This is a genomic window from Streptomyces sp. NPDC093225 (assembly GCF_044753805.1).
Classification (GTDB): Bacteria; Actinomycetota; Actinomycetes; order Streptomycetales; family Streptomycetaceae; genus Streptomyces.
On record NZ_JBIVNX010000073.1, the window covers coordinates 16,971 to 31,295 of the forward strand.

The window sequence follows — 14,325 nt, forward strand, 5'->3', positions numbered from 1 at the left end:
CAGGCTGGGTGGTCGCCCACGAACGTTCCACCGCCCTCAGCCCTGAGCTCCGCGATCCGGTTAGTTCGGAAGGATTCCCCCATGTCTGACAATCTCGAGGCCGCTGCCGGCGGCTGCCCGGTCGCCCACGGCCGCGCCGCGCACCCGACCCAGGGCGGCGGCAACCGCCAGTGGTGGCCGGAGCGGCTCAACCTGAAGATCCTCGCCAAGAACCCGGCCGTCGCGAACCCGCTCGGCGAGGAGTTCGACTACGCCGAGGCCTTCGATGGCCTGGACCTGCCGGCCGTGAAGCAGGACATCGCGGAGGTACTGACGACGTCGCAGGACTGGTGGCCCGCCGACTTCGGGCACTACGGCCCGTTCATGGTCCGCATGGCCTGGCACAGCGCCGGCACCTACCGGATCAGCGACGGCCGCGGCGGCGCCGGCGCCGGCCAGCAGCGCTTCGCGCCGCTGAACAGCTGGCCGGACAACGCCAACCTCGACAAGGCCCGCCGCCTGCTGTGGCCGGTCAAGAAGAAGTACGGCCAGGCCATCTCCTGGGCCGACCTCATGATCCTCGCGGGCAACGTCGCGCTGGAGTCCATGGGCTTCGAGACCTTCGGCTTCGCCGGCGGCCGCGCCGACGTGTGGGAGCCGGACGAGGACGTCTACTGGGGCCCGGAGACCACCTGGCTCGCCGACGAGCGCTACAGCGGCGACCGCGAGCTCGAGGACCCGCTCGGCGCTGTCCAGATGGGTCTCATCTACGTCAACCCCGAGGGCCCCAACGGCAACCCGGACCCGATAGCCGCCGCCCGCGACATCCGCGAGACGTTCGGCCGCATGGCGATGAACGACGAGGAGACCGTCGCCCTGATCGCCGGCGGCCACACCTTCGGCAAGACCCACGGCGCCGGCGCCGCCGACCACGTGGGCGCCGACCCCGAGGCCGCCCCGCTGGAGGCCCAGGGCCTCGGCTGGCAGAGCACGTACGGCTCCGGCAAGGGGGCCGACACCATCACCTCCGGCCTCGAGGTCACGTGGACCACCACGCCGACCCGCTGGAGCAACAACTTCTTCGAGAACCTCTTCGGCTTCGAGTACGAGCTCACCTCGAGCCCGGCCGGCGCCCACCAGTGGGTCGCCAAGGACGCCGAAGCCGTCATCCCCGACGCCTACGACGCCTCGAAGAAGCACCTCCCGACCATGCTCACCACCGACCTGTCGCTGCGCTTCGACCCGGCGTACGAGCAGATCTCGCGGCGCTTCCTGGAGCACCCGGAGCAGTTCGCCGACGCGTTCGCCCGCGCCTGGTTCAAGCTGACCCACCGTGACATGGGCCCGGTCGTCCGCTACCTCGGCCCGGAGGTCCCCTCCGAGGAGCTGGTGTGGCAGGACCCGCTGCCGCAGCGCACCGGTGAGCTCGTCGACGCGGCCGACGTCGCCGCCCTCAAGCAGCAGGTGCTCGGCTCCGGCCTCTCCGTGGCCGAGCTGGTCTCCACCTCCTGGGCCGCCCTGTCCTCCTTCCGTGGCAGCGACAAGCGCGGCGGCGCCAACGGCGGCCGCATCCGCCTGCAGCCGCAGATCGGCTGGGAGGTCAACGAGCCCGACCAGCTCTCCCGCGTCCTGCGCGCCCTGACCGGCGTCCAGGAGTCCTTCAACGCCGCCCAGACCGGCGGCAAGCAGGTCTCCCTCGCCGACCTCGTCGTCCTCGCGGGCGCCGCGGCCGTCGAGAAGGCCGCCAAGGACGCCGGCTTCGAGGTCGAGGTCGCGTTCACGCCCGGCCGCGTGGACGCCTCGCAGGAGCAGACGGACGTCGAGTCCTTCGCCGCCCTGGAGCCGCGCGCCGACGGCTTCCGCAACTACGTCGGCAAGGGCCAGCGCCTGCCCGCCGAGTACCTGCTCGTCGACAAGGCGAACCTGCTGAACCTGAGCGCCCCCGAGCTGACCGTCCTCGTCGGCGGCCTGCGCGTGCTCGGCGCCACCTACCAGGGCTCCCAGCTCGGCGTCCTCACCGAGACCCCCGGGCAGCTGACGAACGACTTCTTCGTCAACCTGCTCGACCTCGGCACCACCTGGACCGCGACCTCCGAGGACGCGCACACCTTCGAGGCCCGCGACGCGGCCACCGGCGAGGTGAAGTGGACCGGCTCCCGGGCCGACCTCGTCTTCGGCTCCAACTCCGAACTGCGCGCGCTGGCCGAGGTGTACGCGAGCGACGACGCGAAGCAGAAGTTCGTGAACGACTTCGTCGCAGCCTGGGTCAAGGTCTCCCACCTTGACCGGTTCGACCTGGTCTGACCGGTTCCCGGGTAAGCAGGGACGCACAGGGGGCGTCCGGGGCGGCACATTTCGTGACCGTTCCGGACGCCCCTTGCCGTTCCGTAGAGCCGCTATGGCTGGTTATGATCGGCGCCTTCCGCTCGTACGTACGTGCCCCCGCCCGCTCCGCGCCGCCCCCCGAGGACCGATGCCCGCCACCGAACCCGAAGGCGCTCCCGCGCCGGCCCCCCACCGCCGGCTGCGGGCCGTGCGCCGACGGATCCGGACCGTGCGCCTGCGTACGCTGCTGATCTGGCTGGCGGTCGTCCCCACCGTGGCGATGGGCACCCAGACCGTACTGACCGCCGACCGCCTGCTCACCCAGTCGCAGAACCTGCGGGCCGACGTGGAGGCCGGACAGCGGCTCGGCGAACCGCTGTTCCAGCTCGTGGCCGCGCTGCAGTCCGAGCGGACGCTGACCGCCGCCGCCCGGTCGGGCGGCTCCCTGTGGGACTCCGACCTGCGCGAGGCCCGTAACTCCGCCGACTTCGCCGTGGCCGCCTTCCGGGGCCCGGCCGCCACCGGCGCCGAGCGGTCCGCGGCCACCCGCAAGCTGCTCATCGAGGTCACCAGCGGCCTCGACGACCTGGCCGCGCAGCGCAAGCGCGCGGACGACCGCACCGGCGGCCCGGACCGGACGGTCGGCTACTACACCGAACTGATCGACGGGCTGCTGCGGTTCTCCCAGGACGAGTTCAGCCACGGTGACGACGGCCGCGTCAGCGAGGACGGCCGCGCGGCCGTCGCGCTGCTGACGGCCTCGGAGATGGTGGCCCGCGAGGACGCGCTCCTCGCCCTCGCCGGCCCGGCCAGGGAGCTGACGGCCCTCGGCTTCGCCTCGTTCCTCGAGGCCTCCGGGTCCCAGCCGTACCTGTTCGGCACCTCGATCGTGCCGTTCCTGCCCCCCGCCGACCGGGAGAGGTACGAGCGGATCACCGGGTCCGGCCCGTGGCAGACCAAGCTCCGCATCGAAGGCTCGATCCGCTCCAACCACAAGGACACGAACACCGGCGTACGGCTGCCCTTCGAGGTCACCGACTGGCGCGCCGCGCACGAGTGGTTCGCCCCGCAGCTGGCCAAGCTCGGATCCGACCGCGGACGGGCCGTCCTGGCGGAGGCCGACGCGAAGGCCGGCGAGCTGGAGCGGGAGGTGTTCCTGCTGGTCGGCGGCAGCGCCGCCCTGCTGCTGGCGGTCGTCGCCCTCGTCGTGCTCACCACCCGGTCCGTACTGCGCCGCCTGGACGGACTGCACCGGCGCACCGTGGCCGTCGCCGAGCGGACCCTGCCCGAGGTGGTGGCCCGGCTGCACCGCGGCCAGGACGTCGACGACGCGGCCCTGCCGCAGGTGCGCGGGGACGACGACGAGGTCGGCCGCATCAACGACGCGTTCGCCCGGGTCGTCGCCGTCTCCGTCGACGGGCACCGGCAGCTGGCCGCCGAGCGGCAGGGCTTCGGCATGTTCGCCTCGGGCCTCGCCGCCCGCACCGGCAACCTCGTCAGCCGCCAGCTCAGCCTCACCGAGGACATCCAGGACGCCTTCGGCCACGACGAGGCCCTGCTCGCCCAGCTCATGCGCGCCGACCAGCTGACGGTCGGCATGCGGCGGCAGATCGAGAACCTCCTCATCCTGTCCGGCGGCGAGATCCCGGACCCGCACACCGACCCCATGCGCATCGCCGACCTGCTGCGCGAGGCCGCCGCCGAGGTCGAGGACTTCCGGCGGATCGAGCGCCAGGCACTGGACGAGGCGAGCGTCGAACCGCACGTGATCAGCCAGACCAGCCACCTGCTGGCCGAACTCCTGGACAACGCCACCCGGTTCTCCCCGCCCCGGTCCACGGTCGTCATCCGCGCCGAACGGGTCGCGGACGGCCTGTCGGTCGAGATCGAGGACCGCGGGCCGCGGGTCTCCGGCGAGCGCTACGAGGAGATGAACGCGCGCCTGCACAGCGCGCCGCCGTACTCCGTCCTCGCCGACAACGCCCACCGGCTCGGCCTCTTCGTCGTCGGCCACCTCGCCGACCAGCTGGGCGCCCGGGTCACCCTGCGCCGCTCCGTGTACGGCGGGACGTCGGCCGTGGTGATCCTGCCGGCCGCGCTGCTGGCGGCGGAGCGGGCGGAGGACGGCGCGGCCGGGGCCGCCCGCAGGCCCGTACGCGCGACCGCGCGACCCGGCCGCGAGGTGGTGCGGTCGGTACCGGAGCCCGCGCGCGAACCGGCCCGGGAGCCCGTCCGCGAGCCCGCGGCGGCCGTTCCGGCCCCGGTCGGTCCCGCGCCCGACCCGGTCGCCCCCGTGCCCGCGGCGGTCGGCCCCGGACCCGTGGCGGCCGTGGCCGCGCCCGCGACCCTGCCGGTACGGGCGACCCCGGCCGGCGGCGGCCGGCCGCCGCTCCCCGAGCGCGTGCCGCAGACCCACATGACGGACCGGCTGCGCGGACCGCGCGCCCCCGAGCCCGCCCCCGCCCCGGACGAGGCGACACCCGAAGAGGTGGCGGACGCCTGGGACGACTACGAACAGGGGACGCAGACAGTGGAACGAGAGCTCCGACGGGATCAGCCATGACGACGACAGCCAACGACGTGATCTACAGCGTCCTGGACAACAACCTCAGCAGGATCGCCGGCATCCAGGGCGCCGTGCTCCTGTCCAACGACGGCATCATGCTCAGCCCCTACCTCCTCGACCGGGACCAGGCGGAGCGCATCGCCGCCGCGTCCTCCGGGGTCGCGGCCACCATGAGGGCCATCTCCCGGGAGATCGAGGGCGGCCGGGTCATCCGCCAGCTGGTCGAGATGGACGACCGGTACCTGTGCATCGTCGGGTGCGGCGAGGGCAGCACGCTCATCGTCGTCACCTCCCGCAAGGCCCGGCTCGGCGAGCTGGGCGGCGAGGCCGTCCGGACGGCCCAGGCGCTCGGCGAGTGGCTGGACACCCCGGAGCGCGGCCAGGGGCCCGCGGCCTGATGCCGGACGACGACGCGCCGCGGGATCCGGCCCCCGCGGCCAGACCGGAGCCCGGGGCCGACGCGGGACCCCCGCGCCGGCCCCGGGCGCCGCGCCGGACGCGGCTGTACGCCCTCACCGACGGCCGTACCTCCGCGCCGGACACCGTCCTGACCATGGACACCACGATCACCGCCGCGGTCGCCGCGGACGCCGACGCCGGCCTGCCGACCGAGTGGCTGTCCGTGCTCGGCCTGTGCCAGCCGCCGGACGGCCGCGCCGTCGCCGAACTCGCGGCGCGCACCGGCATCCGCCTGACCCCGATGGTGCTGCTCCTCGGCGAACTAGCCGAGCGCGGGCTCATCCACCACCGGCCGCCCCTGGAGGGCGCCGAGACCACCAACGTCCACCTGCTCATGAGAATCAGGGACAACCTTGCCCGGATATGACACCCCGGCCGCCTCGGCGGCTCCCGTCAAGATCCTCGTCGCCGGGGGATTCGGCGTCGGCAAGACCACGTTCGTCGAGACGATCTCCGAGATCGAACCGCTGCGCACCGAGGAGCGCCTGACCGCCGCGGGCGTGGGCGTCGACGACCTCGACGGGATCGAGTCCAAGGAGGTCACCACGGTGGCCATGGACTTCGGACGCCTCACCCTCGACGACGCCGGCGTGGTGCTGTACCTGTTCGGCACGCCGGGCCAGGAGCGCTTCTGGTTCATGTGGGACGACCTGTTGAACGGGGCGCTCGGGGCGGTCGTGCTGGTCGACACCCGGCGGCTGGACCGCAGCTTCCCGGCCGTGGACTTCTTCGAGAGCCGGGGCCTGCCGTTCGTCGTCGGCGCCAACTGCTTCCACGGCGAGCAGTCGTACACCGCCGAGGAGATCGGCGCGGCGCTCCACCTGCGGGACCCGCGCACCCCGGTCCTGATGCTCGACGCCCGCGAGCGCGGCGACGTGCGCGGCGCCCTGCTCGCCCTCCTGGACTCCCTGATCGCGGCCCGGACGGCCGGCGTCGGCGCCTGAGGTCCCCGAGGCGGGGTCGGTCGATCCCGCCCGCTCCTTTCCGGTGCCGATTACGGTGGGTCCCATGACGGGTGGCGGCGCGGCGGAGCGGGACCGGGAGCCGGACGGCGGATGGGCGCCCGGGGCGCCCGGAGTGCTGCGGCTGCCCTCCGGGCCGCTCGTGCGCGGACGCGGGCTGCGCCGCCCGCTCCCGGCGGGCCCCCGCCCGGAGTTCGCGGTGCACCTGCTCGGGCGCCGCCCACCGGCCCCGGAGTGGGAGGCCCGTTGGGTGCGGTGGCCCGACTTCCTGCTGCCCGCCGACCCGTCGGCGCTCGCGTCGGCGCTGCGCGAGGCGCTCGAACGGGCCGGGGCCGGGGAGCGGGTGGAGGTCGCCTGCGGCGGCGGGTACGGGCGCACCGGTACCGCCCTGGCCTGCCTCGCGGTGCTCGACGGGCTGCCCGGCGGCGAGGCCGTGGCGTACGTACGCCGCCACTACTCCCCACGGGCCGTCGAGACGCCCTGGCAGCGGCGCTTCGCCGCCCGCTTCGGCGGGTCGCCGCCGGCCGCCGGGTAGCAAGGCCCGCCTCCCGGAAGACTCCCGGAAACGCCGCGGCCCGTCCTCCCCCGACGTCGGGGGAGGACGGGCCGCACATGCCCTGCGCAACGCCGGCGAGGGCGTCGCCGTCCGGGGCCGTGCCGGTCAGGCGCCCGGCGGGGGGACGTGGCGCGGGCGGCCGGAGCCGCGGGTGAGGCGGTAGCCCCAGATGCCCGCCAGCGCGGCCAGCACCCCGCCCACGGCCGTCCACAGCCAGCGGTCGTTCAGCCAGGCCCAGCCCCAGCCGTCCTCCGGTTCCCCGGAGAACAGCCGGGCCACCGAGCCCTTGGCCCGCGACGCGGCGGAGTCCGAGGCGGACGGGTCCGCCGAGGCCGCGGCCCCCGCGTCCCCGGCGGCGCCGGAGCCGTCGGACGTGCCGATGCCCGGCACCAGCGGCTCGGCCAGCGAGCCGTCCACGGCGGCCCGGCCGCCGATGTCCTCGGTGGTGACACCGATCTCGGCGTGCACCGGCAGGCCCTGGTCGGCCTTGTCCAGGCCCACCGCCGTCAGCCGGACGTAGTACGTGCCCGGCAGCGGGTCGCCCGACCAGGACTCGGCCCACGCCCGCACCGTCGGCAGCGCGCAGGTCAGGTCGATCGTCCGCGCGCCGGCCGCGGCGCCGCGCGTCGTGGCCCCGTACCGGCAGGCCTGCCGGCGCCGCAGCCCGTCGTACACGTCGAGCTGCCACACCGAGGAGGACTGGCCGACCGCCGACTCCGGCAGCTCCACCCGCGCCTTGACGGTGGAGCGCTGCGCCGCGTTCGCGGCGAAGGACCAGTACAGGTAGTCGCCGGTGGAGGCGGACACCGCGGCCCGCCCGTTCTGGCGGAGCTCGGCCGCGGTGCGGAACGAGGTCCCGGCCGAGGTCAGCGGCTTGCTGTCGGCGCTCCCGGAAGGGGCGGGGGAGGGCGAGTCCGCCAGCGCCGGCGCGGTCCCCGCGCCGGCCCACAGGGACAGGGCCGCCGCGCCACCGGCCACGAGGCGGCGCAGCCGCCCCGCCCGGGTGGCGGACCGGTCGGCCGTCCGAGTCGTCGTTCGAGCCATCAGTTGGTCCTCCAAACCGTCACGCGCCAGCGCGAGATCCAGCCCCACAGCAGGCCCCCGAGGAAGCCGGCCAGCACCAGCACCGCCAGCAGCCACCAGCCGCGGCCGAGCCCGAAGGCCGCTACGTCCGAGGCCTCGTCCGGGCCGTCCACCAGGTCGACCGTCAGCTCGACCGGGAAGCCCGGGGCGGCCGGGACGCCCGCGGCGGGCGCGTACGAGGTGCTCACCCGCAGGCAGACGGTCTCCGCGGCCTGCGCGGCGTCCGCGTCGTCCGGATCGTCCTCCTCGGGCCGCGGGTAGCGCAGACCGGTGGAGATCACGTCGGTGCGCCCGTCGCCGGACTCCTGCCCGCGCACGATCTCCCGCCCGTACAGGGTCGTGGCGCGCAGCAGCACGCCGTAGTCCCGCGCCACCGCGCGGTCGGCCGCGACGCTCACCGAGGCGCGCAGCTCCTGCCCCGGCCGCACCGCGACGCGGTACCAGCGGTGGCTGCCCGCCACCTCGCGGTCGCTGTAGATCCCGGAGGTCAGCACCGGGGCCTTGGCGCACTCGGCCGCGCCCTGCACGCCGACCGGCGTGACCTCGGGCTTCGCGGTGCGGTCCACCAATTGGTTGACGCGGTCGGTGAGTTCCTTCTTGTGGCGCACGGCGGTGTACGTGCCGCCGGTCGCCGAGGCGATGCAGCTGAGCTGCGCCTGGGTCTTGGCGTCGGGCACCAGACCGAGCGTGTCGATGGTGATGTGGATGCCCTTGGCGGCGATGTCCCGGGCGACCACGCACGGGTCGAGCGGGGCGCAGGTGTCCTCGCCGTCGCTGATGAGCACGATGCGGCGGGAGCCCTCACCGCCGTTCAGGTCGTCCGCCGCCTTGAGCAGCGCCGGGCCGATGGGCGTCCAGCCCGTCGGCGCCAGCGTGGCGACGGCGGTCTTCGCCTCGGTCCGGTCCAACGGGCCGACGGCGTAGAGCTGCTGGGTGTCCTTGCAGCCCTCCTGCCGGTCGTTGCCCCGGTACTGGGCGCCGAGCGTGCGTATGCCGAGCTCGACCTCCTGCGGGGTGGCGTCGAGGACCTCGTTGAACGCCTGCTTCGCCGCCGCCATGCGCGTGCCGCCGTCGATGTCGCGCGTGCGCATCGAACCGCTGACGTCGAGCACCAAGTCGACCTTCGGCGCTGCCTGTCCGCCCGGTTCGTCCGCGAGGGCGGGACCGGGCTGGAGTCCCATGATGAGTGCGGCGAACAGGATCCAGAGCCACGCCGCCGGCCGTTTTCTAGTGATCACCGGCGGATCCTATTGATCCGCCGGACGCTGCTCCAAACGGGCGGTCGGGCCCGGGCGTTCAGCCTGCTGACCGGAAAGGGCGTTCCGGGCGGTTTGGGGGAGCGGGGTTCAGTGGACGGAACGGGTGGGGGTTTTATGCCGGTTTGGCGGGGTGGGGGCGTGTAGGGGTGCGGGGGGTTGCGGAGGGCGGTGTTCCGGGAGGGGAGCCGTTCGCCTGGCGTACCGCAACGCGTCACGGGGGAGTCTTCGGGCGGTCCCACTTGAGCGCTGTTCTAGGGGCGCTCGAACGCCGTCCCCTCCCACACCGCAGAGGTCGAATCCCCCATGGCTGAACTCAATCGCCGCCGCTTCATGCAGATAGCGGGCGGCGGTGCCGCCGCGCTGACGATGCTGTCCGACAGCATCGCGCGGGCCGCCGCCATCCCCGCGCAGGGCGCCACCGGCACGATCCAGGACGTGGAACACATCGTCGTCCTGATGCAGGAGAACCGTTCCTTCGACCACTACTTCGGCTCCCTGAAGGGCGTCCGCGGCTTCGGCGACCCGCGTCCGGTGACGCTGCCGAGCGGCAAGCCGGTCTGGTACCAGGCGGACGCCAACAAGAAGGAGATCCTGCCCTTCCGCCCGCCGGCGAACGACCTCGGCATGCAGTTCATCCAGGACCTCAACCACGACTGGGCGGGCGGCCAGAAGGCCTTCAACAAGGGCAAGTACGACCAGTGGGTGCCGGCGAAGACCGCCACCACCATGGCGTACCTGACCCGGGACGACATCCCGTTCCACTACGCCCTCGCGGACGCGTTCACCGTCTGCGACGCGTACCACTGCTCGTTCATCGGCTCCACCGACCCGAACCGCTACTACATGTGGACCGGCCACACCGGCAACGACGGCACCGGCGGCGGCCCGGTCCTCAACAACGCCGAGGCCGGCTACGGCTGGAAGACCTACCCCGAGCGCCTGGAGGCCGCCGGCATCTCCTGGAAGGTCTACCAGGACATCGGCGACGGCCTCGACGCGGCCGGCGGCTGGGGCTGGATCAACGACGCCTACCGCGGCAACTACGGCGACAACTCGCTCCTGTACTTCAACAGCTACCGCAACGCCCAGCCCGGCAGCCCGCTCCACGACAAGGCCCGCACCGGCACCAACGCCAAGGCCGGCCAGGGCCTGTTCGACAACCTGCGCGCCGACGTCCAGAACGGCACGCTGCCGAAGGTCTCCTGGATCGCCGCCCCCGAGGCCTTCACCGAACACCCCAACTGGCCCGCCAACTACGGCGCCTGGTACATCGCCCAGGTGCTGGACGCGCTCACCTCCAACCCCGACGTGTGGGCCCGTACCGCGCTGTTCATCACGTACGACGAGAACGACGGCTTCTTCGACCACGTCGTCCCCCCGTACGTGCCCTCCTCGGCCTCCCAGGGCCTGTCGACCGTCTCCACCACGCTCGACTACTTCCCCGGCAAGACCGGCTACGTCGCCGGCCCCTACGGCCTCGGCCAGCGCGTCCCGATGCTCGTCGTGTCCCCCTGGAGCCGCGGCGGATACACCTGCTCCGAGACCCTCGACCACACCTCGATCATCCGCTTCATGGAGAGCCGCTTCGGCGTCCAGGAGCCCAACATCTCGCCGTGGCGCCGGGCCATCTGCGGCGACCTGACCTCCGCCTTCGACTTCACCCAGGCCGACAGCAGCGCCGCCGTCCTGCCGCCCACCGCCGGCTACTACCCGCCGGACAAGAACCGCCACCCCGACTACGTCCCGCCGGTCCCGGCCGTGGGCACCATGCCGAAGCAGGAGGCCGGTACCAAGCCCACCCGCCCGCTCAAGTACGCCCCGTACGTGGACGGCGCGGCCAACACCGGCACCGGCAAGTACCAGCTGACCTTCAGCGGCGGTCCGGCGGCCGGCGCGCAGTTCCTGGTCACCTCCCCCAACCGCACCGACGGCCCGTGGACCTACACCACCGAGGCCGGCAAGTCGATCGCGGACACCTGGAACACCACGTACTCCAAGGGCGTCACGGACCTCACCGTCCACGGTCCGAACGGCTTCCTGCGCCGCTTCCGCAACACCAAGACCGCCGGCACCGAGGTCACGGCCCGCCATGACGCGAGCACCGGCAACATCGACCTCACCTTCACCAACGTGGGCACGACCGACGCCCACCTGACCGTCACCAACGCCTACGGCGGCTCCGCGCAGACCTTCACGGTCCGCAAGGGCGCCACCCTCACGCAGTCCGTCGACCTGCGCGCCTCGCGCAGCTGGTACGACCTGACCGTGGTCTCCGACGTCGACACCACGTTCCTGCGCCGGCTGGCCGGCCACGTCGAGACCGGCGCGTCGGGCGTGAGCGACCCCGGCATCGTCACCGTCTGACACCGTCCGGTGTGAGCGGCGGTCCGGTGGGCAGACCATACGGCGTCACGTCACGTCCCCCTCGAAAGGGAACCCGTATGGTCATCGCCCACCGGACCGTCGGCACCGGACCCCGCCGGGCCGTCGTCCTGCACGACTGGTTCGGCACCTCCGCCAACTGGGGCTCCGTACTGGACTACTTCGACCCCGAGGAGTTCACGTACGCGTTCCTCGACTACCGCGGCTACGGTCAGCGCAAGGCCGAGACCGGCCGGTACGGCCTCGCCGAGATCGCCGACGACGTCTTGGAGCTGGCCGACGGGCTCGGCTGGGACACCTTCTCGCTCATCGGCCACTCCATGGGCGGCAAGGCGATCCAGCAGGTCCTCGTCCGGGCCCCCGAACGCGTCGAGAAGCTGGTCGGCCTCGCGCCGGTGCCGGCCGCCCCGTACGAGATGGACGACCAGACCCACGCCCTCTTCTACGGGGCCGCCGAGGACCCCGCCAAGCGGCTGGCCATCCTGGACCTGGTCACGGGCAACCGAGCGAGCCGCCACTGGCTGGACCGGATGGTCGCCCACTCGCTGGAGGTCTCCCGGCCCGATGCCTTCGCCGGATACCTCGCCAGCTGGCAGACCCTCGACCTGTCGGCGGCGGTCAAGGGCAACACGGTGCCGGTGCTGGTCCTCGTCGGGGCGTACGACCTCGCGCTGACGGAAGAGGTCATGCGGGCCACCTGGCAGGTCTGGTACCCGAACGCGGAGATCCGCACGATCCCGGGCGCCGGCCACTACCCCATGCACGAGACGCCCGTGACGCTCGTCACGGAGATCGAGGGCTTCCTTCGGAGCTGACGCCCCGGGAAGGGCCTTCCCCTGGTGGGGGGCGTGGGACCGGCGCGGGACCACCGCCGCTGATCGGCTATGCTGTGCGTGCACATCGACGGGCGCCGTGGCGCCCGCCGTGGTGGGTGTAGCTCAGTTGGTAGAGCACCTGGTTGTGGTCCAGGTGGCCGCGGGTTCGAGTCCCGTCACTCACCCTCTTGTCCCGTGGGGCGTACGAGCATCTCGTACGCCCCACGGGCGTATCCGGGGTCGGTGCCGTGGCCGGGGCCGCGCCCGGTCGGGGTCCGGACCCGGGCCGGGCCGTCGCCGTCCCGCTACGCGGCAGCCCGCGTCCCGGCGTGGGCCACCGCCGCCGCGGCCAGGGCCCGCACGATCGGGTGCGGGGCCGAACCGTCCCCGTACAGCTCGGGCTGGAAGAGCGTCGCGAGGAAGAACGGGTGCCCCGGGAGCTCCGCGATCCGCGGCCCGCCCTCCTCGTCGTGTCCGGACAGGACCAGCCCGTGGGCGGTCAGCGCCGGCAGGTGCCGGGGGTCGGGCCCGTAGTTGCAGTGGTACCGCTCCACCGAGCGCTCCGCCCCGAGGACCTCCTCGGCCAGTGAGCCGGGCGCGGCCGTCACCACGCCCTCGTGGCCCACGAGCGAGCAGGCCAGCGGGGCGATGAGGAGGTCGGTGGCGTCCGGGTCGTTCTCGGCGTGCGCGACTCCGGCCAGGCCGCAGACGTTGCGCGCGAACTCCAGCAGGGTGTGCTGGAAGCCGCCGCAGGTGCCGAGGAAGGGGATGCCCTCCTCACGGGCGGTGCGGACGGCCGCGAGCGCGCCGGCCTCGCTGGCGTACGGGCTGCCCGGCAGCACCCACACCGCGTCGAAGCCGGCCAGGGCGCCCGAGGCGGCCTCGGCCTCCGCGTCGCCGGTGGGGATCCAGTACGCGTCCAGGACCAGCCCGTCGCGTTCGGCGAGCGCGGTCAGCAGGGCGGGGACCCGGACGTGGGCCTTGACGTTGGGGGAGCGGTCGCCGACGAGGGCGATGCGTGCGATCTTCATGCGGATCATCGTGCGGGGCCGGGGGCGTTCAGCGCCAACGATCATTCCTGGTGGTCCGATAAGCAGTACTGATGGGGCCCGCGGCAGGCCAGGATGACGCCATGACCATCCCCTCGGCAGTCGCCTCCTTCGCCGTCGTCGCCGGCCTGCTCACGCTCGTTCCGGGGCTCGACACCGCCCTGGTCCTGCGCAGCGCGGCGACCCACGGCCGCGCCCACGCCTTCGCCACCGCGCTGGGCATCAACACCGGCGCCCTCCTGTGGGGCGCGGCCGCGGCCTGCGGGGCGACCGCGCTGCTGACCGCCTCGCAGACCGCGTACACCGTGCTGCGCGTCGCGGGCGCGGCCTACCTGCTGTGGATGGGCGTCGGGATGCTGCGCGCGCTGCGCCGGGAGGCCGGCCCGGCCGAGCTGCGCCCCGAGCGGCCGGCCGCGCGGCTGTCGGGCTCGTACCGGCGGGGACTGACCACCAACCTCCTGAACCCCAAGATCGGGGTCTTCTACATGGCGGTGCTGCCGCAGTTCGTCCCGGAGGGCACCTCGCACCTCGCCATGGGGCTGCTGCTGGCCCTGGTCCACGACGCCGAGGGCATGGCCTGGTTCACCCTCCTGATCCTGGGTGCCGAGGGGGTGCGCGCACTGCTGCGGCGCGCCCGCGTCAGCGGACGGGCCGCCCGGCGCTCGCTCGACGCGGTGACCGGGTCGGTGCTCATCGGCTTCGGCGTGGAACTGGCGCTCTCGGACCGGTGACCGCCGCCGCCCGGCCGCCGGCCCGGCGCCTCCGGGGACGGGGTACGCGCCCGGGCTCGGGGCCGTCCCGTGGTGTGTGGGTCCCCTCGGCGCTTGACGGGGGCGGCCTGCAGGCCCTGCGGCAGGCCCACCCCGGAGGCTTTGGGGCTTCGCCCTGGC

General features: G+C 73.7%; 12 protein-coding genes and 1 tRNA gene. 10 read left to right on the forward strand and 3 right to left on the reverse strand.

Features of this window, described 5'->3' with window-relative positions; all coding sequences use genetic code 11:
* The first annotated feature begins 81 nt into the window (after positions 1 to 81).
* The 6 genes from katG to ACIQCH_RS35690 all read left to right on the forward strand — a co-directional run bounded on the left by katG (position 82) and on the right by ACIQCH_RS35690 (position 6,826).
* Positions 82 to 2,283 (forward strand): catalase/peroxidase HPI, encoded by a 2,202-nt coding sequence (gene katG, locus ACIQCH_RS35665; RefSeq protein WP_402588015.1) that lies wholly within the window; start codon positions 82 to 84, stop codon positions 2,281 to 2,283.
* A 250-nt stretch (positions 2,284 to 2,533) separates the two neighbouring features.
* Entirely contained in the window at positions 2,534 to 4,867 is a 2,334-nt protein-coding gene (locus tag ACIQCH_RS35670) for a nitrate- and nitrite sensing domain-containing protein (protein ID WP_402588017.1), read from the forward strand.
* Positions 4,864 to 5,268, forward strand: coding sequence for a roadblock/LC7 domain-containing protein (locus ACIQCH_RS35675; protein ID WP_030208485.1), 405 nt, complete (start codon positions 4,864 to 4,866; stop codon positions 5,266 to 5,268). Before ACIQCH_RS35670 ends, ACIQCH_RS35675 begins: the two co-directional genes overlap by 4 nt.
* Complete coding sequence (locus tag ACIQCH_RS35680; RefSeq protein ID WP_402588020.1) at positions 5,268 to 5,696, forward strand: DUF742 domain-containing protein; 429 nt, start codon at positions 5,268 to 5,270, stop codon at positions 5,694 to 5,696. Before ACIQCH_RS35675 ends, ACIQCH_RS35680 begins: the two co-directional genes overlap by 1 nt.
* Positions 5,683 to 6,273, forward strand: coding sequence for a GTP-binding protein (locus ACIQCH_RS35685; RefSeq protein WP_402588022.1), 591 nt, complete (start codon positions 5,683 to 5,685; stop codon positions 6,271 to 6,273). Before ACIQCH_RS35680 ends, ACIQCH_RS35685 begins: the two co-directional genes overlap by 14 nt.
* A 64-nt stretch (positions 6,274 to 6,337) precedes the next feature.
* Positions 6,338 to 6,826, forward strand: coding sequence for a protein-tyrosine phosphatase family protein (locus ACIQCH_RS35690; RefSeq protein ID WP_402588024.1), 489 nt, complete (start codon positions 6,338 to 6,340; stop codon positions 6,824 to 6,826).
* Between the two features lie 126 nt (positions 6,827 to 6,952).
* On the opposite strand, the gene ACIQCH_RS35695 is transcribed toward ACIQCH_RS35690, so the two are convergent.
* Both ACIQCH_RS35695 and ACIQCH_RS35700 read right to left on the reverse strand, forming a co-directional pair.
* Entirely contained in the window at positions 6,953 to 7,891 is a 939-nt protein-coding gene (locus ACIQCH_RS35695; RefSeq protein WP_402588026.1) for a hypothetical protein, read from the reverse strand.
* The gene (locus ACIQCH_RS35700) at positions 7,891 to 9,168 is read right to left on the reverse strand and encodes a VWA domain-containing protein (RefSeq protein ID WP_402588028.1); all 1,278 of its coding nucleotides are present in this window, start codon (positions 9,166 to 9,168) and stop codon (positions 7,891 to 7,893) included. Before ACIQCH_RS35700 ends, ACIQCH_RS35695 begins: the two co-directional genes overlap by 1 nt.
* Before the next feature lie 324 nt (positions 9,169 to 9,492).
* Between ACIQCH_RS35700 and ACIQCH_RS35705 the strand changes: the two genes are divergently transcribed.
* The 3 genes from ACIQCH_RS35705 (at position 9,493) to ACIQCH_RS35715 (ending at position 12,571) form a co-directional block, all read left to right on the forward strand.
* A complete protein-coding gene (locus ACIQCH_RS35705) occupies positions 9,493 to 11,553 on the forward strand; it encodes a phosphocholine-specific phospholipase C (RefSeq protein WP_402588030.1) in 2,061 nt (686 codons plus the stop codon).
* 77 nt (positions 11,554 to 11,630) lie between these two features.
* A complete protein-coding gene (locus ACIQCH_RS35710) occupies positions 11,631 to 12,386 on the forward strand; it encodes an alpha/beta fold hydrolase (RefSeq protein ID WP_402588032.1) in 756 nt (251 codons plus the stop codon).
* 112 nt (positions 12,387 to 12,498) lie between these two features.
* A tRNA-His gene (locus ACIQCH_RS35715) sits at positions 12,499 to 12,571 on the forward strand.
* Between the two features lie 120 nt (positions 12,572 to 12,691).
* Here ACIQCH_RS35715 and ACIQCH_RS35720 read toward each other — a convergent pair.
* Positions 12,692 to 13,417: a hypothetical protein gene (locus ACIQCH_RS35720; protein WP_402588034.1), complete on the reverse strand. Its 726-nt coding sequence runs from the start codon at positions 13,415 to 13,417 to the stop codon at positions 12,692 to 12,694.
* A 101-nt stretch (positions 13,418 to 13,518) separates the two neighbouring features.
* Here ACIQCH_RS35720 and ACIQCH_RS35725 point away from each other — a divergent pair, with 101 nt between their 5' ends.
* Complete coding sequence (locus ACIQCH_RS35725; RefSeq protein ID WP_402588036.1) at positions 13,519 to 14,166, forward strand: LysE family translocator; 648 nt, start codon at positions 13,519 to 13,521, stop codon at positions 14,164 to 14,166.
* The last annotated feature ends 159 nt before the right edge of the window (positions 14,167 to 14,325 follow it).

What these genes read in the sequence shown, in the direction of transcription:
- katG (WP_402588015.1), top strand. Translation starts at nt 82, where the DNA reads ATGTCTGACAATCTCGAGGCCGCTGCCGGCGGCTGCCCGGTCGCCCAC.
- ACIQCH_RS35675 (WP_030208485.1), top strand. Translation starts at nt 4,864, where the DNA reads ATGACGACGACAGCCAACGACGTGATCTACAGCGTCCTGGACAACAAC.
- ACIQCH_RS35680 (WP_402588020.1), top strand. Translation starts at nt 5,268, where the DNA reads ATGCCGGACGACGACGCGCCGCGGGATCCGGCCCCCGCGGCCAGACCG.
- ACIQCH_RS35690 (WP_402588024.1), top strand. Translation starts at nt 6,338, where the DNA reads ATGACGGGTGGCGGCGCGGCGGAGCGGGACCGGGAGCCGGACGGCGGA.
- ACIQCH_RS35695 (WP_402588026.1), bottom strand. Translation starts at nt 7,891, where the DNA reads ATGGCTCGAACGACGACTCGGACGGCCGACCGGTCCGCCACCCGGGCG.
- ACIQCH_RS35705 (WP_402588030.1), top strand. Translation starts at nt 9,493, where the DNA reads ATGGCTGAACTCAATCGCCGCCGCTTCATGCAGATAGCGGGCGGCGGT.
- ACIQCH_RS35710 (WP_402588032.1), top strand. Translation starts at nt 11,631, where the DNA reads ATGGTCATCGCCCACCGGACCGTCGGCACCGGACCCCGCCGGGCCGTC.
- ACIQCH_RS35720 (WP_402588034.1), bottom strand. Translation starts at nt 13,417, where the DNA reads ATGAAGATCGCACGCATCGCCCTCGTCGGCGACCGCTCCCCCAACGTC.
- ACIQCH_RS35725 (WP_402588036.1), top strand. Translation starts at nt 13,519, where the DNA reads ATGACCATCCCCTCGGCAGTCGCCTCCTTCGCCGTCGTCGCCGGCCTG.